Source organism: Duganella sp. OV510, from assembly GCF_900100205.1.
In the GTDB taxonomy this organism is placed as follows: domain Bacteria; phylum Pseudomonadota; class Gammaproteobacteria; order Burkholderiales; family Burkholderiaceae_D; genus Rugamonas.
In genome coordinates, this window is sequence record NZ_FNEQ01000004.1 from 353,273 (window position 1) to 370,682 (window position 17,410).

A 17,410-nucleotide genomic window follows, 5' to 3' on the forward strand; every position below is an offset into this window, starting at 1 on the left:
GCCCACAGCGCCGCCGCCCTCTCCTCGCCGCCACTGCGCGGCGCCTGCTTTACTCTCTAAGAATACGCTATGAAACCATCCATGCTGGGCAAGCTCGATCAACTGGCAAACCGCCTGGTCGAACTCGATGAATTGCTGATGTCCGAAGGCGCCACCGACAATATGGACGCCTACCGCAAGATGACCCGCGAGCACGCCGAAATCGGCCCGCTGGTGGCGGTCTACAAGTCCTACCAGGAAGCGCTGGGCGACATCGCCGCCGCCGAGGACATGCTGGCCGATCCGGACATGAAGGAATTCGCCCAGGAGGAAATCGAAGCAGCCAAGGTGCGCACCGCCGAGCTGGACCTCGAACTGCAAAAAATGCTGCTGCCGAAGGACGCCAACGACGAGCGCAACATCTTCCTGGAAATCCGCGCCGGCACCGGTGGCGACGAGTCGGCGCTGTTTGCCGGCGACCTGCTGCGCATGTACACCCGCTACGCCGAACGCAACCGCTGGCAGGTGGAGATGGTGTCGGAATCCGCGTCCGACCTGGGCGGCTACCGCGAGGTCATCGTGCGCCTGGTCGGCAACGGCGTCTACTCGAAGCTGAAGTTCGAATCCGGCGGCCACCGCGTGCAGCGCGTGCCAGCCACCGAAACCCAGGGCCGCATCCACACCTCGGCCTGCACGGTGGCGGTGATGCCGGAGGCGGACGAGGTCGAAGACGTCAACATCAATCCATCCGAGCTGCGCATCGACACCTACCGCGCGTCCGGCGCCGGCGGCCAGCACATCAACAAGACCGATTCCGCCGTCCGCATCACCCACCTGCCGACCGGCATCGTGGTCGAGTGCCAGGACGACCGCTCCCAACACAAGAACAAGGCGCAGGCGATGAAGGTGCTGGCCACCCGCATCAAGGACGTGCAGCTGCGCGAGGCGCAGGCCAAGGAAGCGGCTACCCGCAAGAGCCTGATCGGTTCCGGCGACCGCAGCGAGCGCATCCGCACCTACAACTACCCGCAAGGGCGCATGACCGACCACCGCATCAACCTGACCTTGTACAAGCTGGACTTCATCATGGACGGCGATCTGAACGAACTGGTCAACGCGCTGGTGGCCGAGCACCAGGCCGAGCTGCTGGCCGCGCTGGGTGATTAAGAACGGGCTAAGGCTGAAATAGCAACTTTGTGCGAAAATCAGCCGCTATACCTCACTCACCGGACCACCCCATGCTACATACCCGCTCCCTGCTATTGTCCATCGCTGTCGGCGCTTTCGGCCTGATCGGCGTCGCCCTGTACCTGCAGCACGGGCTGGACATGCTGCCCTGCCCGCTGTGCGTGATCCAGCGCTACCTGTTCCTCGCCGTCGGCATCCTGGCGCTGATCGGCGCCTACACCAGCCAGCCCAAGGCCTTCGCCGGCCTCGGCCTGCTGGCCGCGCTGGGCGGCCTCGGCACCGCCGGCAAGCACCTGTGGGTGCTGGCCCATCCCGGCCTGTCGTGCGGCATCGACCCGATGGAGACCTTCCTCAACAAGATCCCCACTGCCACTTACCTGCCGTTCCTGTTCAAGGCCGACGGCCTGTGCGAGGACGCGCTGGCGCCATGGTTCGGCCTGTCGATTCCGCAGTGGTCGTTCCTGTGGTTCGGCCTGTTCTCGCTGTCGCTGGCCTGGCTGCTGATCCGCCGCACCAAATGAGCCAGACCATCGCCGCCCTGCAACGGCAGTCCGCACTGGACGCGCTGGATAACCGCGTGCTGCTGTGCCACGCACTGGGCGTCAACCGCATCGCCCTGATCACCCAGTCGGAACGCGTGCTGAGCGACGCAGAAATGCAGCGCTACAGCGCCCTGGTGCAGCGCCGCCTCGATGGCGAGCCGATCGCCTACATCGTCGGCCAGCGCGAATTCTTCGGCCTGCCGTTTGAAGTCAGCAACGCGGTGCTGATACCGCGTCCCGACACCGAGCTGCTGGTCGAGCTGACGCTGGACCGCCTGCCGCGCGACGGCCGCGTGCTGGACATGGGCACCGGCAGCGGCGCCATCGCCGTCTCGCTGGCGCACACCCGCAAGGACGCCGACGTCACCGCGCTGGACGTCAGCGCCGACGCGCTGGCCATCGCCCGCCGCAACGCCGACAGCAACGGCGCGCGCGTCACCTTCCTGCAAAGCGACTGGTATGCCGCGCTGCAAGACGCGCCGCGCTTCGATGTGATTGCCTCCAATCCGCCCTACATCGCCAGCGGCGACCGCCACCTGTCCGAAGGCGACCTGCGCTTCGAGCCAAGCGGCGCGCTGACCGACCACGCCGACGGCCTGTCGGCGCTGCGCACCATCATCGCCGGCGCGCCGCAACACCTGCACCCGCAAGGCTGGCTGCTGATGGAACACGGCTACGATCAGGCGCAAGCGGTGCGCGCGCTGCTCAGCGCAGCCGGCTATACGGAAGTGCAAAGCTGGCGCGACCTGGCCGATATCGAACGCGTCAGCGGCGGCCGGATCGGCTGATCACAGCCGGATTTCCAGCCGCCGGCGCAAGGCCGACAGCAGCATCGCCGGCGGCGCCGGCTTGTACAGCACCTCGATAAAATCGTCCGGCCGCGCCGGTGGCAGCAGCGCGTGCAGCAGCACCGGCGGCGCCTCCTCGCGCGGCCAGATGTCCCACACGCTCTCGTCGGCGCACAGGATCAGCGCCGGCGCCCGGTCTTCCGGCGCGTACTGCACATCGAACTCGGCGCTCTCCAGGATCTCGCTCAGGTAATCCTGCATCGGCTGGTGCGGCTCCAGCAGCAGGACGGCGTGGCCGGCGCCAAACGGTTCCGGCCAGTCGAAATGCGGCGTCGGCGGCATGGCGTCCTGTTCGGCCGCCAGCGCCACGCGGATGTCAAAGCGCAAGCCGCCACCGCTCTGCTGCAAACTGCCACCCATGGCACGCACCAGGTGCGCCGCCACCATCAGCCCCGGCAAGATGCGTTCATCGGCCAGCGAGCCTGCAACGTCGTGCCACAGGCCATCCGGCTCACCGGCGGCGAATTGCAATCGCACCTCGTCATCCACACACTGCGCCTGTACCGCCAGCAGGCCGCCGCTGTGGGCGCGCAGCCGCGCCAGCACCTGCGTCAGCCGGCGCGCATCCAGCACGGCCAGCGCCGGCAGTTCGCCGCCGTCGTAACGCAGATGGCGCATCAGCGCGTGCAGATAGGCCGGCGCCACCGCCAGCTCGGGCGGCTGCAACTCGAAACGCGCGCATTCCTGCAAGTCGGACAGCCACTCCAGCTGGCGCCGCACTTCACCTTCCAGCATCGCCAGATCGGCCCAGCCGCTGCCCACCTGCGTGGCGATGCGCGCCAGCGGCGCGCGCAGGTCATGGTTGAGTGCCGCCAGCAGGCGGGCACGGATGCGGGCGGCGTCCGGCGCGCCGCTCACGACAGCGCGCCCTGCCGGCGCATCGCCTGGCGGTAGGCGGTGGGCGTGGTGTCGGTCTGCTCACGGAAGGCGGTGGCGAAGTTGGCTGCGCTGCTGAAGCCGGTCTGCTCGGCGATCTGCTGCACGGTCAGGTCGGTATCACTCAACAGCTGGCGGCCGCGGCGGATGCGCGCCTCGCCCAGGTAGCCGAACACGGTGACGCCTGCATGCCGGCGGAAGACCTGCGACAGCCTTTTTTCATAGGTGCCCAGCGAACGGGCGATGCTGGCCAGCGTCAGCGCTGCGCCCAGGTTGTCGTCGATCAGGCGCATGGCGGCGTTGGCCACCACCTCGTCAGGATCATGCGGCGCCGGCATGACAGGCAAACTGGGCGGGGCTTGGGCGCGACGCAAGCCGGCCAGTTCCAGGTGGATGCGCACCCGCGCAAACACCTCGGCCGGATGGTAGGGCTTGGCCACGAAGTCGACTCCGCCCATGGCCAGGCCGGCCACGCGCTCGTCCGGTTCGTCCAGCGCGCTGAGGAAAATCACCGGAATATGCCGGGTGACCGGATTGGCCTTCAGCAGACGGCAGGCGGCAAAGCCGTCCAGGCCGGGCATGCGCACGTCAAGCAGGATCAGGTCGGGAGGCGAGGCCAGCGCCGCCTGGTAGCCTTCCATGCCGTCGCAGGCGGTGCGTACATGGTAGAGCTGGCGGCGCAGCAAATCAGTCAAAAAGCGCAACTCCTCCCGCTCGTCGTCGACGATCAGGATACCCGGCCGTGCTTGCTCGGTTGTGGTCAAGGCGAGGATGGCGCACTCCTTTTCAGGAACATCGCGAACGATTATGCGCGCATTTTCTTTCCCGTTGTCACCTCCGCCATCTGGCAAAAGCTTTTTCTCTTTTGCCATAATGGCATGTTACAAGCTACCGATGAGGCTCAGGCTGCCACTGTCATACTGGCTACCCACCAGCGTGACATCGGTGGCCAGCTGCACCACCAGGTCGGCGCGGCTGTGCGTATCAAGATAGGCGTCCCACTGCGCCAGCGTGCCGGCCGACGGCGCCTGTGCCAGCGTGTGCTGGTACAGCATGGTGATGAATTCGGCGTCACCCAGGCCGTTGTACTGCTGCTGGAACTCCGCTGCGGCCATGAAGCTGCTGGCCAACGCGCTGCCGTGCAGGCCGCTGTTGACCCAGAACTGGAAGCCGGGGAAGTCGCCCGAGCGGCCCAGCGTCAGGTGGTACAGCATGCCGATTTCCTGCAAGGTGGCCGCACCGGCCTGGGTGAAGCCGAGGTCCAGCGTGACGCCGTTGAACTCGCCCCGCTCGATTTGCAGGATGGTGTCCAATGCGCCGTCCGGCTCGCCGATCATCACCTCGCCGTTGGTGTTCAGCGCCAGCTTGTAGCCGGCCGCCGCGCCGCTGTAGATCACGGTATCGATGCCGTCGCCGCCCACCAGCCGGTCGGAGCCGGCGCCACCGTCCAGGCGATCATCGCCGGAATTGCCGATCCAGCCCTGCTCCTGGTTCAGCAGTTCGCCGCCCAGCGCCATGCCGTCGCTGCCGCTGGTCCAGGCGGCGCGGTGCTCGCTGGTGACGGCGATCTCGGCCAGCACGCCGGCGCGCGCCGACAGGTCGCCCGGCGCCGCCGCGTCCAGCTTGGCCACCCATGCGCTCAACGCCGATTCGGCCGGCTTGACGCCCAGCGCATTCTCCAGCAGCGTCGCCACATAGTCGTGGTTGCTCATCTTCATCAGTCCCTGGGCGGCTTCCGGCACCACCAGGAAGCCGGCCGCCAGTTGCTGCGTGCTCAGTTGCGTCAGGCCAGCCCAGAAGTTCAGGCCGACCAAGTCCGGCGCGCGCTCGAAGGCGGCGTGGTACAGCAGCGACAGCGTCTCCAGCCGCGCCGTATCGGTGGCGGCAAACTTCAGGATCGCCTCACTGCCATTCAGTTCGGCAGCGGTGACGGTTTCCATCACCGTGGCGCCAGCCAGCGCCAGCTGGTGCTGCGCTACCACCTTGCCATCCTTGAGGAAGAACTGCCACTGGCCGACATCGCTGCGACCGCCTTGCAGCACATCGTTGCCGGCGCCGCCCAGCAGCTGGTCGTTGCCGCCGCCGCCGGCCAGCCAGTCAAGGCCATCACCGCCGTTCAGGTAATCGTTGCCGCCGGCCGTGCCGAGGATGTCGTCGCCGCCGTTGCCGTACAGCGTGTCGTTGTCGGCGCCGGTGCTCAGCACGATGCGCTGCGCCTCGCCGTCGCCGATGACAAAGTTCTCGCCGGCGCCACCCTGCACGCTGGCGGCGCCGATGATGGCGGCGAAATGCACATCGTCCAGTTGCAGGCCGATGCCTTGCGGCAGCGTGCTGGCGTCGATCACCAGTGCGATGGCGGTATCGTCGCCCGGCACGGTGTCGTGCTGGGTGTTGCCGCCACCAGTGCCTCCCTCGGTCAGCATGTCGGCACCATCGACCATCACCACCGCATTGGCGGTGCCGGTCACGCCGTTCAATTTCAGCGTGGCGTGCTGCAGCTGGACGTCGCTGTCCAGCCCGGCCAGGAATTCGCGCGCCTGTGCTTCCATGGCCGCGCGGGTGGCCTGGCCGGCCGCCGTATGGTCGTCGATGCGGCCGATCAGGTCGGTCAGGGCCATGGCGCCGCTAAGCAGCGACGCCGGCCCGCTGGCCTCGAAGCCGACGCCGACCGGCACGCTGACCACCAGGCTGGTGCCCGGATTGCCGCCGCTGGCAGCAATGCCGATCGGGATGTCGGCCAGATTGGCGTGCTCGGTATTGCTGTCTTCCGGCCGGCTGCTGGTCACGGTCGGCACGCTGACCGTGCGCATGGCCAGGCCGGTGCTGGCATCGACCCAGGTTTGTGTCTGCACCTGCACGCCGTCCACCGTCGATGGCGTGCCAGGATTGGCCGGCACCGCATTGGTATTCACCGGCACCGTCAGCGTCGCGTTGCTGGTATTGGTGTTGCCGGCGGCGTCACTGAACAAGCCGCTGCCCAGCACCACCGTGATCGGCGTGGTGCTGTTGGCGGGCGGCGTCACCTTCAGCGTGTAGGTGGTGCCGCTGCCGCTGAAACCGCTCACGGTGCCGCCGCTGACGATCAGGTCGGCCAACGTCAGCGCCGCCGCATCGCTCAGCGTCAGCGTGATGGTGGCGACGCCCCCCTGGCCGACTGTGCCGACATTGCTGCTGAAGCTGGCTGTCGGCGGCGTGGTGTCGATGGTGTACGGCGCCGAATAGGCGGTGCTGAAATTGCCGGCAGCGTCGGCCACCCGCACCACCACGCGGCTGCTGCCGCTGAGCGTCTTGGTCACGCTCCAGCTGCTGTCGCCGATATTGCTTGACAGGTTCTGCCAGGTCACACCATTGTCGACCGAAATCTGCACCACGTCGCCGGCGGCCAGCGGCGCACTCAGGTTGCCGCTCAAGAGCTGCGTCCCGGTGTTGGTGATCAGGTCGCCCCCGGTGCCGTTATCGGCGGAGAACGTCACACCGCCGGCGGCGGCGCTTGGCGCCAAGGTATCGATCTGCAGCGACGGGATGGCGCCACTATTGCCAGTGTTGTCGGCCTTGTCGCGGTAGTTAGCCACGTTGATCGAGGCGTTGCCGGACGCCACGCCGGTGGTCGGCGTGAAGTAGGCGGTAAACACCTTCGGATCGTTGGTGGCGGTCACCGGCCCCAGCGTTCCGCCACCAACGTTGACATGAGTATTGTCGAACGCGGCCGGCGCTTCCGAGAAGGTAAAGGTGATCAGCGTCGGCGCCGTTCCGTTCGCCACCGTGACTGCGCCGCTGCTGACGGTCACCGACGGCGGCGACTGGTCCAGCGTATACGGTGTAAAGGTCTCGGCGCTGTGATTGCCGGCCGTATCGGCCACGCGCACGCGCAGCACGCCGCTGCCCAACAGCGTTTTCGCGATGCTCCAGCTGTTGCCGGTCACGGTCGCCTGGCTCCAGGTAGCACCATCGTCAAACGACACCTGGACCATCTCATTGCCGCCCAGCGTTGCCGACAGCGTGCCGGTGACCACCTGCGAGGGATTGGACGTGATCAGGTCGCCAATGACGCCGCTGTCGTTGGAGAACGACGGCGTGCCGGTGGCCATTGGAACGGGGATTTGCGTGGCCAGCGAGATGGCCGCCATGGTGCCGCCCAGGCCGCCGTTACCGGCCAGGTCGCTGTACAGATTGGGCGCCACGCTGATGCTGGCGGTGCCGCTGGCGACGCCCGAAGTCGGCGTGAATACGGCGCTGTAAACCAGCGGGTTGGCGGTCTGGCCAAAGGCGCTCAGCGTGCCGCCCGAGACGCTGACGTCGCCGACCGCAAAGCCCACCGGCGCTTCGCTGAAAGTGAAGCTAATCAGCGCGGTCTCGCCCACCTTCAGCATGGGAACGCTGCTGTTGATGAGCAATGACGGCGGCAGCGCATCGATATTCGCCGCCACCACCACTGCACCACTGACACCGAGGTTGCCTGCCAGGTCGTTATAGCTGGTGCCGGCCAAGGTCACCGTGCCCTGCCCGGTGTAGCCCGGCTGCGGCGTAAACGTCGCGGTGTAAACCAGGGGATTGGCGGTCTGGACGAGGCCGCTGACGCTGCCGCCGGTCACTGCCACGTCGCCGGCGACGAAGTTGTAAGGCACTTCGCTGAAAGTGAACGTCAGCGTGGCGGTATCGGCGGCCTTCATGCTGGCGCCGGCGTTGGAGGTGATGGACACCGTCGGCGGCGTCAGGTCCAGCACATAGGCGGTGGCGCTGGCGGGACCATGATTGCCGGCGCCGTCGACCACGCGTACCTGCAGCACGCCGCTGCCGCCCAGCGGCGTCAGGCCGATCGACCAGGCATCGCTGCCAGGTGAAGCGGCGGCAGGGAGCCAGCTAAGGCCATTGTCCAGCGACACCTCAACCGTTTCGGCCCCCTGCAGGTTGGCGGTCAGCGTACCGCTGATGGTCTGCAGCGCAGAATTGACCACCAGGTTGTGGTCTGGATCGTTGGAGAACACAACAGTGGCGCCGGTGGTGCCGGGCGCCTGGGTGCTGTAGCCGATCGGCGTCAGCGGCGTGACGGTGCCGGCGTTGCCAGCCGAGTCGGAGAAGCTGCCGGGCGCCACCGTGATGACGCCGCTGCCCGACAGCACCCCGGCCGTCGGCGTAAACACCGCCGTGTAGACCAGCGGATTGGCGGTCTGGCCGAAGCCGCTCAGCGTGCCGCCGCTGATGCTGATGTCGCCCAGCGTAAAGCCAACCGGCAGTTCACTGAAGCTGAAGGTGATGGTGGCCGATTCGCCGATCTTCAGCGCCGGGCTGCTGCTGGTGATGGTCAGCGCCGGTACCGACGTGTCGATGATGATCAGCGGCGAACTGACCGCCGCGCCCGGGTTGCCGGCAATATCGGTGTAGCGGCCGGCTACCATGCTGACACCGGCGCCGACGCCGGACAGGCTGGCGGTTGGCGTCAGCACCACCGTGTAGACCAGCGCGCTGACCTTGGTAAAGCTGCTCAGCGCGCCATTCACCGGGCTCAGGTCGTTCAAGGCGAAGCCATCCGGCTCCTCGCTGAAGGTAAAGGTCAGCGTCGCCGTTTCGCCAGCCTTCAGCGTGGTGGCGCTGCTGCTGACGCTCAGCGTCGGCGCCACCAGGTCCAGCACATATCCCTTCGAAAATGCCGGCCCGGCATTGCCGGCATCGTCGACCACGCGCACCTGCAACGTGCCGCTGCCGGCCAGCGCCTGCGGTGTGAGTGCCCAGGAACTGGCACCGGTCGCCAGTGCGGTGAGCCAGGTGGCGCCGTTGTTCAGTGAAACCTGCACCGTTTCCCCCAGCACCAGCGGGGCATCCAGCGTGCCACTGATCAGTTGCGTCGCGGCATTGGTCACCAGGTCGACCTGGCTGGCGCCATTGTCCGCCGAGAAGCTGACGGAGGCGCCGGTGGTGGTTGGCGCCAGCGTGTCGATGCTGATCGCCGGGCTGCTGGCGTTGCTGCCCGCATTGCCGGCCAGGTCGGCGTACACAGTGCCGTTCACGCTGATCAGGCCGCTGACATTCTCGACGCCTGCGGTGGGCGTGAAGGTGGCGGTGTACACCAGCGGATTGCTGGTGACGCTCAGCCCGCTTAGCGTGCCGTTGGCGGCACTGATATCGCCCAGCGCAAAGCTGGATGGCGCATCGCTGAAGGTGAAGGTGATGGTGGCGCTGCCGCCGGTTGTCAGTGCATTGGTGCTGCTGGTGATCTGCAGCGTCGGCGCCAGCGTGTCGATGGAGATCGATGGCGAGCTGCCGCCGCTGCCGCTGTTGCCCGCCACATCGGTGTACAGATTATTCAGCAGCGTGACGCTGGCGCTGCCGTTGAGACCCGGCGTCGGTGTCAGCACCACCGTGTAGACCAGCGGGTTGGCAGTGCTGGCAAAGCCGCTCAGCGTGCCGCCGCTGGCAGTCAGGTCGCCGATGGAGAAACCGGACACCGACTCGCTGAAGGTGAAGCTGATGATGGCGCTCTGGCCGGCGCGCAGCGTGCTGCTGTCGCTGCTGATGCTGACGGTCGGCGCCGTGGTGTCCAGCACATAGCCGAAGCTGGCGACCGCGCCATGGTTGCCAGCGCCATCGGTGACGCGCACCTGTACCATCTTGCCGCTACCGGCGCTCAGCGTCTGATTGCTCAGGCTCCAGCTGTTGCCGCCAACCGAGGTGCTGGCGCTGACCCAGGTGACGCCGTTGTTGAGCGACACCTCGACCACGTCGCCAGACACCAGCGTGCCGCCGTTCAGCGTGCCGGTGATCAGTTGCGTGGCGGTCCTGGTCATCAGGTCGGTGCTGCTGCTGCCGGTATCGGCGCTGAACAACACGGCGCCGCCGATCAGCGCCGGCGCCAGCGTATCGACATTGATCGATGGGCCGGCGGCGCCGCCGCCGCCGTTGCCGGCCGCATCGGCATAGGCGCCGGCCGCCACGCTGACCACCGCTGTGCCGCTTGTCACGTTGGCGGCTGGCGTCAGCACCGCCGTGTACACCAGCGGATTGGCGGTTTGCACCAGATTGCTGATGGTGCCGTTGCTGGCGCTGATGTCGCCCAGCGTGAACACCGGCGGCGCTTCGCTGAAGCTGAAGGTGATCAGCGCCGTACCGCTGCTGTTGAGCGAGGTGACGTTGCTGGTGATGCTCAGCGTCGGCGCCAGCGTGTCGATCGCGATGGCGGCCATGACGCCGCCCACGCCGGGGTTGTTCGAAACATCGTGGAAGGAACCGCTGGCGACGCTGATGGTGCCGCTGCCACTGGCGATGCCATTGCTGGCGGTAAATACTGCCGTGTAGATCAGCGGATTGGCGGAAACGGCCAGGCCCGACAGCACGCCACCGCTGAAGCTGATGTCGCTCATGTCGAAATCGGTCGGTTCGCTGCTGAACTTGAAGGTGATGTTGGCGACGTCGCCCGCTTTCAAGGTGCTGATATCGCTGGTGATCGACACGCCCGGCGCCACCGTCGCATAGGTGATGGTGGGCACGGCCGCGCCCGCGCCATTGTTGCCGGCCAGGTCGGTATAAGCGCCCGGTGCCACCGAGATCGCACCGATGCCAGCCACCTGCCCGGCCGTCGGCGTAAACACTGCGGTGTACACCAGCGGATTGGCGGTGGCGCTAAACCCGCTCAGCGTACCGCCGCTGGCGCTGATGCTGCTGCCGCTGAAGCCGACCGGCGCTTCGCTGAAGGTGAAGGTGATCAGCGGCGTGTCGGCACTGTTGAGCGCCGCCTTGCTGGAGCTGATCACCAGTGTCGGCGGCGTCTGATCCAGCGTGTAGGCGGCGCTGTAAACGCTGCCGTGATTGCCGGCGTCGTCGCTGACGCGCACCTGCACGCTGCGGCCGGCGCCGCTGGACAGCGTCTGCCCGTTCAGCGACCAGCTATCCGCGCCGGTCAGCGTCGCGCTGACCCAGGTCGTGCCATTGTTGAGCGAGACTTCCACTGTCTCGCCGGGCTGCAGATTGGCGCTGAGGGTGCCGCTGATGTTTTGCGCGGCAACATTGGTCACCAGGTCGGCGGCGCCGCTGTCGCTGGAGAAAATGACGGAATCGCCGCTGTTGGCGGGCGCCTGGGTGTCGACCTGGATGCCGGGCGAGCTGGCGTTGCTGCCGCTGTTGCCGGCCTTGTCGATAAAGCCGCTGCCGGTGACGCTGATGTTGTCGCCGACGTTGTCGACGCCGTCGTTTGGCGTGTACAGCGCGGTGTACACCAGCGGATTGGCGGTTGCCACCAGGTTGCTCAGCGCGCCGCTGCCGGCGCTGATATCGCTCAGATCGAAGCCAGCCACCGCCTCGCTGAAGACGAAGCTGATGATGGCCGTCTCGCCAGCCTTGAGCGCGTTGACGTTGCTGCTGATGACGACCGTCGGCGCCGTGCTGTCCAGCACATAGCTGGTCGCATACACCGGGCCAAAATTGCCGGCACTATCGCCGACGCGCACTTTCAGCGTGTCGCTGGCGCTCAGCGTCACGCCTGACAGGCTCCAGCCGTTACCGGAGCCTACGGCGGTACTCCAGTTCAGACCGTTATCCAGCGACACCTGCACGAATTCACCGTTGCCCAGCGGCGTGGCCAGCGTGCCGGTGATATCCTGGATGGTGAGGCTGGTCACCAGGTCGGTGGCGCTGACCCCGTTGTCATGCGAGAAGCTGACCGTGTTGGCGACGGCGGCTGGCGGCTGCGTGTCGATGCTGATCGGCGGCGTCGGCGTGGCGCCGGCATTGGCATTGCCGGCGGCATCAGTGAAGGCGCCGGCGCCGATGGTGATGCTGGCATTGCTGCCCTGGATGCCGGCGGTCGGCGTAAAGGTGGCGGTGTACACCAGCGGATTGGCGCTCTGCACCAGGCCGTTCAGCGTGCCGCCGGTGGTGACCACGTCGCTGGCGGTGAAGCCGGTCGGCGCTTCGCTGAAGGTGAAGGTGATCAGCGCCGTTTCGCCGGCCTTGACCGCCGTCACATTGCTGTTGATTGTCACGCTCGGCGCCAGCGTGTCGATGCTGATGGTGGGGCCGCTGGCGCCACCGCCGGGATTGCCGAAGGCGTCGGCATACGCGCCGGCGGCGACGCTGATGCCGGTGCTACCGGCGCCCAGCCCGGCGGTCGGCGTGAACTGCGCCGTGTATACCAGCGGATTGGCGGTGACGGCAAAGCCGCTCAGCGTGCCGTTGCTGTAGCTGATGTCGGCGGCGGTGAAGTCGGTCGGCGGCGTGGTGAAGGTGAACGTCAGGTGGGCCACCTCGCCGGCCTTCAGCGCGGTGTCATCGGCGCTGATGACCAGCGATGGCAAGCTGGTGTTGATGACGATCGGCGTGGCCAGGCTGGCCTGGCCGGCATTGCCGGCGGTGTCGATGTAACCATTGGCCTTGACCTGCACGGTGGCGGTCACGCCGGTCTGGCCGGTGGCTGGCGTGAACACCGCCGTATAGACCAATGGATTGGCGGTGGCCGCCAGCGCGCTGACGCTGCCACCGGTGACAGTCAGCGACGCGGCGCTGAAGTTGCTTGGCGCTTCGCTGAAGGTGAAGGTCAGGTTGGCCGTTTCGCCAGCCTTGAGCGCGCCCAGGTTGCTGCCGACCACCACGGTTGGCGCGGTGGTGTCCAGCACATAGGCCGCGCTGAAGGCGCTGCCGTGATTGCCGACGACATCGTTGACGCGTACCTGCAAGGTGTCGCTGGCGGTCAGCGTGCGGCCGTTCAAGGTCCAGCTGGCGCTGCCGGCACTGGCGCTGGCGTTCAACCAGGTACTGCCATTGTCCAGCGATACCTGCACGGTTTCGCCACTGACCAGCGCCGCGCTCAGCGTGCCGCTGATATTTTGCGCGGCGGTTTTGGTAATCAGGTCGGTGCTGCTGGCGCCGGTATCGGCCGAGAAGCTGAATGTGGCACCGGTGGTGGTGGGCGCCACGGTATCGATGCTGACCGAAGGCGAAGTACCGGCGCCGCCGTTGTTGCCGGCCTGATCAGTATAGGCGCCGCCGGCCACGGTGATGCTGACCGAACCGCTGGCCACGCCCGGAGCCGGCGTCAGCGTCGCTGTATACACCAGCGGATTGACGGTAGCAGTCAAGCCGCTGAGTGTGCCATTGGTGACCACCACATCGGTATCGATGAAGCCCAGCGGCGCTTCGCTGAAGGTGAAGGTGACCGTGGCGCTGTCGCCAATCTTCAGCGACGACAGGTTGCTGGTAATCGCCAGCGTCGGCGCCTTGGTATCGACCAGGATCACCGGCGAGACGCCGGCACCGCCGAGGCCGTTGCCATCGTAGTAGCTGCCGCCGGTCACCGTGATCGAGGCTGCACCGGTCACGTTGGCGCCGGGGGTGAACAACGCCGTATAAATGCCGCTGCCCTGGTTGGTCAGGCCGGTGAGAACGCCACCGCTGGTGACGATGTCGGCAGCGGTGAAATCACTGGGCACGGAACTGAAGGTGAAGGTGATATTTGCCGTTTCGCCGCCTTTCAGCGTGGCGGTATCACTGGTGATCACTACGCTCGGCCCGCGCGTGTTGATGGTGATGGCGGCGGAACTGGCGCCGCCGCCGTTGTTGCCGGCCAGGTCGGTGTAGCTGTTGGCCGCCAGCGAGACGCCGCCCACCAGGCCGAGCACGCCGCTATCCGGCGTGAATTGCACCGTGTAGACGCGCGGATTGGCAGTTGCCACCAGGTTGCCCAAGGTGCCGCCGATTGCGCTCAGGTCGGTCAGCGTCAGGCCATCCACCGCTTCGCTGAAGGTCAGCGTGATGGTGGCGGCTTCGCCGCTCTTCAATATGCTGACATTGCTGCTCAGCGAGGCGGTCGGGCCGGTGGTGTCCAGCACATAGGCGCTGCTGCTGGCCGCGCCGATATTGCCGGCGGTATCGACCACCCGCACCTGCAAGGTGTTGCTCCCGGTCAGGGTCTGGCTGGACAGCGACCAGTTGGCGCTGCCGGCGCTGGTATTGGCGGTCACCCAGGTGCTGCCGTTGTTGAGCGACACTTCGACCCGCTCATCGGACGCCAGTGCCGTGGTCAGCGTGCCGGAGATGGTGTTCTGCGCGGCGGTCCTGGTGATCAGGTCGGTCGAGCTGGCGCCGGTGTCGGCCGAGAACGACACGGTGCTGCCGGTGTTGGTCGGCAGGCTGGTGTCGAGCGTGTAACTGAGACTCAGCGGCGTGCTGCTGCCGCCGGGATTGCTGACGCGCACCTGCACAACATCGCTGCCGGTCAGCGTTTGTCCGGCCAGCGTCCAGTTGCTGCTGCCGGTGCTGGCGGTGGCGGTGGCCCAGCTGTTGCCGTTGTCCAGCGACACTTCCACCTTCTCGCCGCTGGCCAGGCCGGCGCTCAGCGTGCCGCTGATGGTCTGGGCGGCGGTCTTGGTAATCAGGTCGGTGCTGCTGATGCCGGTATCGGCCGAGAACTTCACCGTCAGCGCGGTGGTACTGCTTGGCGTCGCCGACACCACCGTGGTGGCGCTGTTGCTGACGATGACGCTGCCATCGTTGATGCTGATGGTAAACGTGGTGGTGGCGCTCATGCCGGCCGTGCTCTGGAACACCAGTTGCTGCAACGCCGCCTGCGCCGCGCCGGGGGCGGCCGCCGACAGCGTATAGGTAACACCGCCGTCGATGGTAACGAAGCCGGACGCGCTCAGCGAAGCCGGCGTGAACCCGCCCTTGGTCGAACTGTCCGGCGTGACCGTGACAATGACCTGGGCGCCAACATCGGGATCGCTCAGCGTGATGGCGGAGAACGGATGCAGCGTACCGCCGGCCGTGACGTTCTGCGCTGCCGCCGTGCCGGTCAGCACCGGCGCATCATTGACCGAGGTGGCGGTGATGACGGTCGAGGTATTGGTGGTGCTGGCGCCGTTGGCGTCGGTCGCGGTCAGCGTGAAGGTGGTGTTGATGCCAACGCCTACGGCCGCCTGGTTGCTGGTTGGCGTGAAGGTCAGCGCCTTCAGCGCCGTGGTCAGCGCAGCCGGCGTGACCGCGCTCAGCGTGTAGCTGCCATTGCTGCCGGACAAGCCGGTGCCGCTCAGCGTGCCATTGGCGCTGTTGAAGGCGATCGTCATGCTGACGTTGTCGCCGTTGATGTCGGCCACGGTCACATTGGCAAACGGCTTGACGGTGGCGTTGTCGTTGACGCCACCGGTGGCGGCGCCGGTAATGGTCGGCGCGCTGTTGCTGGTGTTGTTCACCACCAACAGTGCGGCGCTGACCGAGGTGTTGGCATTACCGATGACACTGTTCCAGTCATCCAGCGCCGACAGCGCATACGTGGTGCCGCCGGCCGAGGTGGTGCCGTTCTTGTTCAGCAAGGCCTCGACCGCCGCAATGTCGGCACCCGACAAGGTCACCGAGAACGAGGTCGCGCTGGTCACCTCGACGTTGCCGCTGGTGCTCAGCTGGCGCGTGACGCCGCCCTCGCCCTTCAGTCCCAGCTTGGCCACCGTGACGTCGTTGCCGGCGCCGGAAACACTGACCAGGTTGGTGCCGGTGACGGTCAGCACATGGGTGGTGGCGTTGTAGCTGGCCGAGGTGATGGTTGGCAGCTGCACATTGCTGACCGTAATCGGCGTGCTGGCGTCAACACCGTTGCTGAGATTGGCATTCCAGTTGGCGGCGGCAGCAATATTGAACGTGGTGCCGTCAACGCTGGCTGCGCCGTTGTTGTTCAGCAAGCCACTGATGGCCAGTTTGTCGGCCGCGTTCAGCGTGATCGACGCCGCCGTGGTACTGCTGGCACTGCCGGTCGGCGTGGTCAGCGTGTACGTGACGCCATTGGCGCCCTTGATGGTCAGCTTGGTCGGATCGATGGCGTCGCCGGCGCGGATGCCCACCGCAGTCAGGTTCAGCACGCCGCTGTTGGCGTTATAGGCAGCCGAACTGATGCTGTGCGCGGCACGCGAATTGGCGATGGTGAAATCGTCGATGGCCACCTCGAAGCCGAGCGGGTTGACGATACGGATGCCGTAGATGCCCTTGAAGTCCGCCATCGCGGCGAAATTCAGCAAGCCATATTCATTGATGATCAGGCTGGTCAGCGAGACGCCGACGCCGGTCGGCTGGTAATTGGCGTCCAGCGCATACACGGTGTAGATGACCGTACCCAGCAGGTTGCCCAACAGGCTGCCGCTGCCAAGATTGATGCTGACAGCGTCGAACACGCCGCTGTTGGCACGCAGGTCGACATAGCTGACCGGCGACAGCAGCGAGCCGTTGACGGTCAGACGGTCGTCGCTGAGCGGAATGCCGATCAGGTTGCTGCCGTTGACATTCACCACCTGCACGCCGCCGCCGTTGGTGCTCTGGGTGTACAGATCCAGCCCGGTGCCGAGGATGTTGGTGGCGCTGACAATGGCGCCGGCGGCCAGGCCGCTGCTGTTAATCAGCGTGACATTGGCATTGGTGGAAAAGGTCAGCGTGCCATTGGCGCCGGCGTTGACCAGCGCCAGCGTGTCCGCATACGCTTCCTGTGCCTGCGCCGACAGCAGGCTGGCAGCCTCGATGCTGCCGGTGCTTTGCTCCAGGTCCCAGTTGGCGCCCAGCAGCGTGCTGCCGGTAGTGTCGGTGGAGGCAGCCACGTCGGCGCTGGTGGCCAGCGCCAGATTGTCGATGAAGGACAGGCCGGTATTGCCGGCGGCAACGTCGCAACCGTACAACAGCAGGTCGCCGCTATCGCTCAGCGCGGCGCCCCACTCATGCAGCGCGTCAAGATAAGCATCCAGATTGGCGGCGCTCAGCACGGTGTTGCCCAGTTGCAGCTGGCCCTGCGCGCCGTGCGACACAATCTGCACGCTGTCCAGATCCTGATGCTGGCGCAGCACGGTGGCGATCTGTTCCACGCCGTCGCGCCATGAAACCAGTTTCACCACCAATACATCATCGCCCGCGCCAGCTACGAGTGCGGCGGCGTTGGCCACGCCAGCATCAATGAACAGAACCGAACGGTAGGTATGCAATTGCTTATTCATGTTGCTGCTCCGCATCTTTACGGGGGGT

The 17,410-nt window shown here is 66.4% G+C and carries 6 protein-coding genes; 3 read left to right on the forward strand and 3 right to left on the reverse strand.

Annotated features, from left to right (window positions below; all coding sequences use genetic code 11):
• Nucleotides 1–69 precede the first annotated feature (69 nt).
• The 3 genes from prfA (at nucleotide 70) to prmC (ending at nucleotide 2,497) form a co-directional block, all read left to right on the forward strand.
• Entirely contained in the window at nucleotides 70–1,146 is a 1,077-nt protein-coding gene (prfA, locus tag BLS51_RS13895) for a peptide chain release factor 1 (protein ID WP_090188924.1), read from the forward strand.
• Nucleotides 1,147–1,217: 71 nt separating this feature from the next.
• Complete coding sequence (locus BLS51_RS13900; RefSeq protein ID WP_090188921.1) at nucleotides 1,218–1,688, forward strand: disulfide bond formation protein B; 471 nt, start codon at nucleotides 1,218–1,220, stop codon at nucleotides 1,686–1,688.
• The gene (gene prmC / locus BLS51_RS13905) at nucleotides 1,685–2,497 is read left to right on the forward strand and encodes a peptide chain release factor N(5)-glutamine methyltransferase (protein WP_090188918.1); all 813 of its coding nucleotides are present in this window, start codon (nucleotides 1,685–1,687) and stop codon (nucleotides 2,495–2,497) included. Before BLS51_RS13900 ends, prmC begins: the two co-directional genes overlap by 4 nt.
• Here prmC and BLS51_RS13910 read toward each other — a convergent pair whose 3' ends face one another.
• The 3 genes from BLS51_RS13910 to BLS51_RS13920 form a co-directional block, all read right to left on the reverse strand.
• On the reverse strand, nucleotides 2,498–3,415 hold the full coding sequence (locus BLS51_RS13910; protein ID WP_090188916.1) for a histidine kinase: 918 nt from the start codon (nucleotides 3,413–3,415) through the stop codon (nucleotides 2,498–2,500).
• The gene (locus tag BLS51_RS13915; RefSeq protein WP_307188153.1) at nucleotides 3,412–4,197 is read right to left on the reverse strand and encodes a response regulator; all 786 of its coding nucleotides are present in this window, start codon (nucleotides 4,195–4,197) and stop codon (nucleotides 3,412–3,414) included. The genes BLS51_RS13910 and BLS51_RS13915 overlap by 4 nt, the downstream gene beginning before the upstream one ends.
• Before the next feature lie 117 nt (nucleotides 4,198–4,314).
• The gene (locus tag BLS51_RS13920; protein ID WP_175472575.1) at nucleotides 4,315–17,382 is read right to left on the reverse strand and encodes an Ig-like domain-containing protein; all 13,068 of its coding nucleotides are present in this window, start codon (nucleotides 17,380–17,382) and stop codon (nucleotides 4,315–4,317) included.
• Between the last annotated feature and the right edge of the window lie 28 nt (nucleotides 17,383–17,410).

What these genes read in the sequence shown, in the direction of transcription:
- prmC (WP_090188918.1), top strand. Translation starts at nt 1,685, where the DNA reads ATGAGCCAGACCATCGCCGCCCTGCAACGGCAGTCCGCACTGGACGCG.
- prfA (WP_090188924.1), top strand. Translation starts at nt 70, where the DNA reads ATGAAACCATCCATGCTGGGCAAGCTCGATCAACTGGCAAACCGCCTG.
- BLS51_RS13900 (WP_090188921.1), top strand. Translation starts at nt 1,218, where the DNA reads ATGCTACATACCCGCTCCCTGCTATTGTCCATCGCTGTCGGCGCTTTC.
- BLS51_RS13920 (WP_175472575.1), bottom strand. Translation starts at nt 17,382, where the DNA reads ATGAATAAGCAATTGCATACCTACCGTTCGGTTCTGTTCATTGATGCT.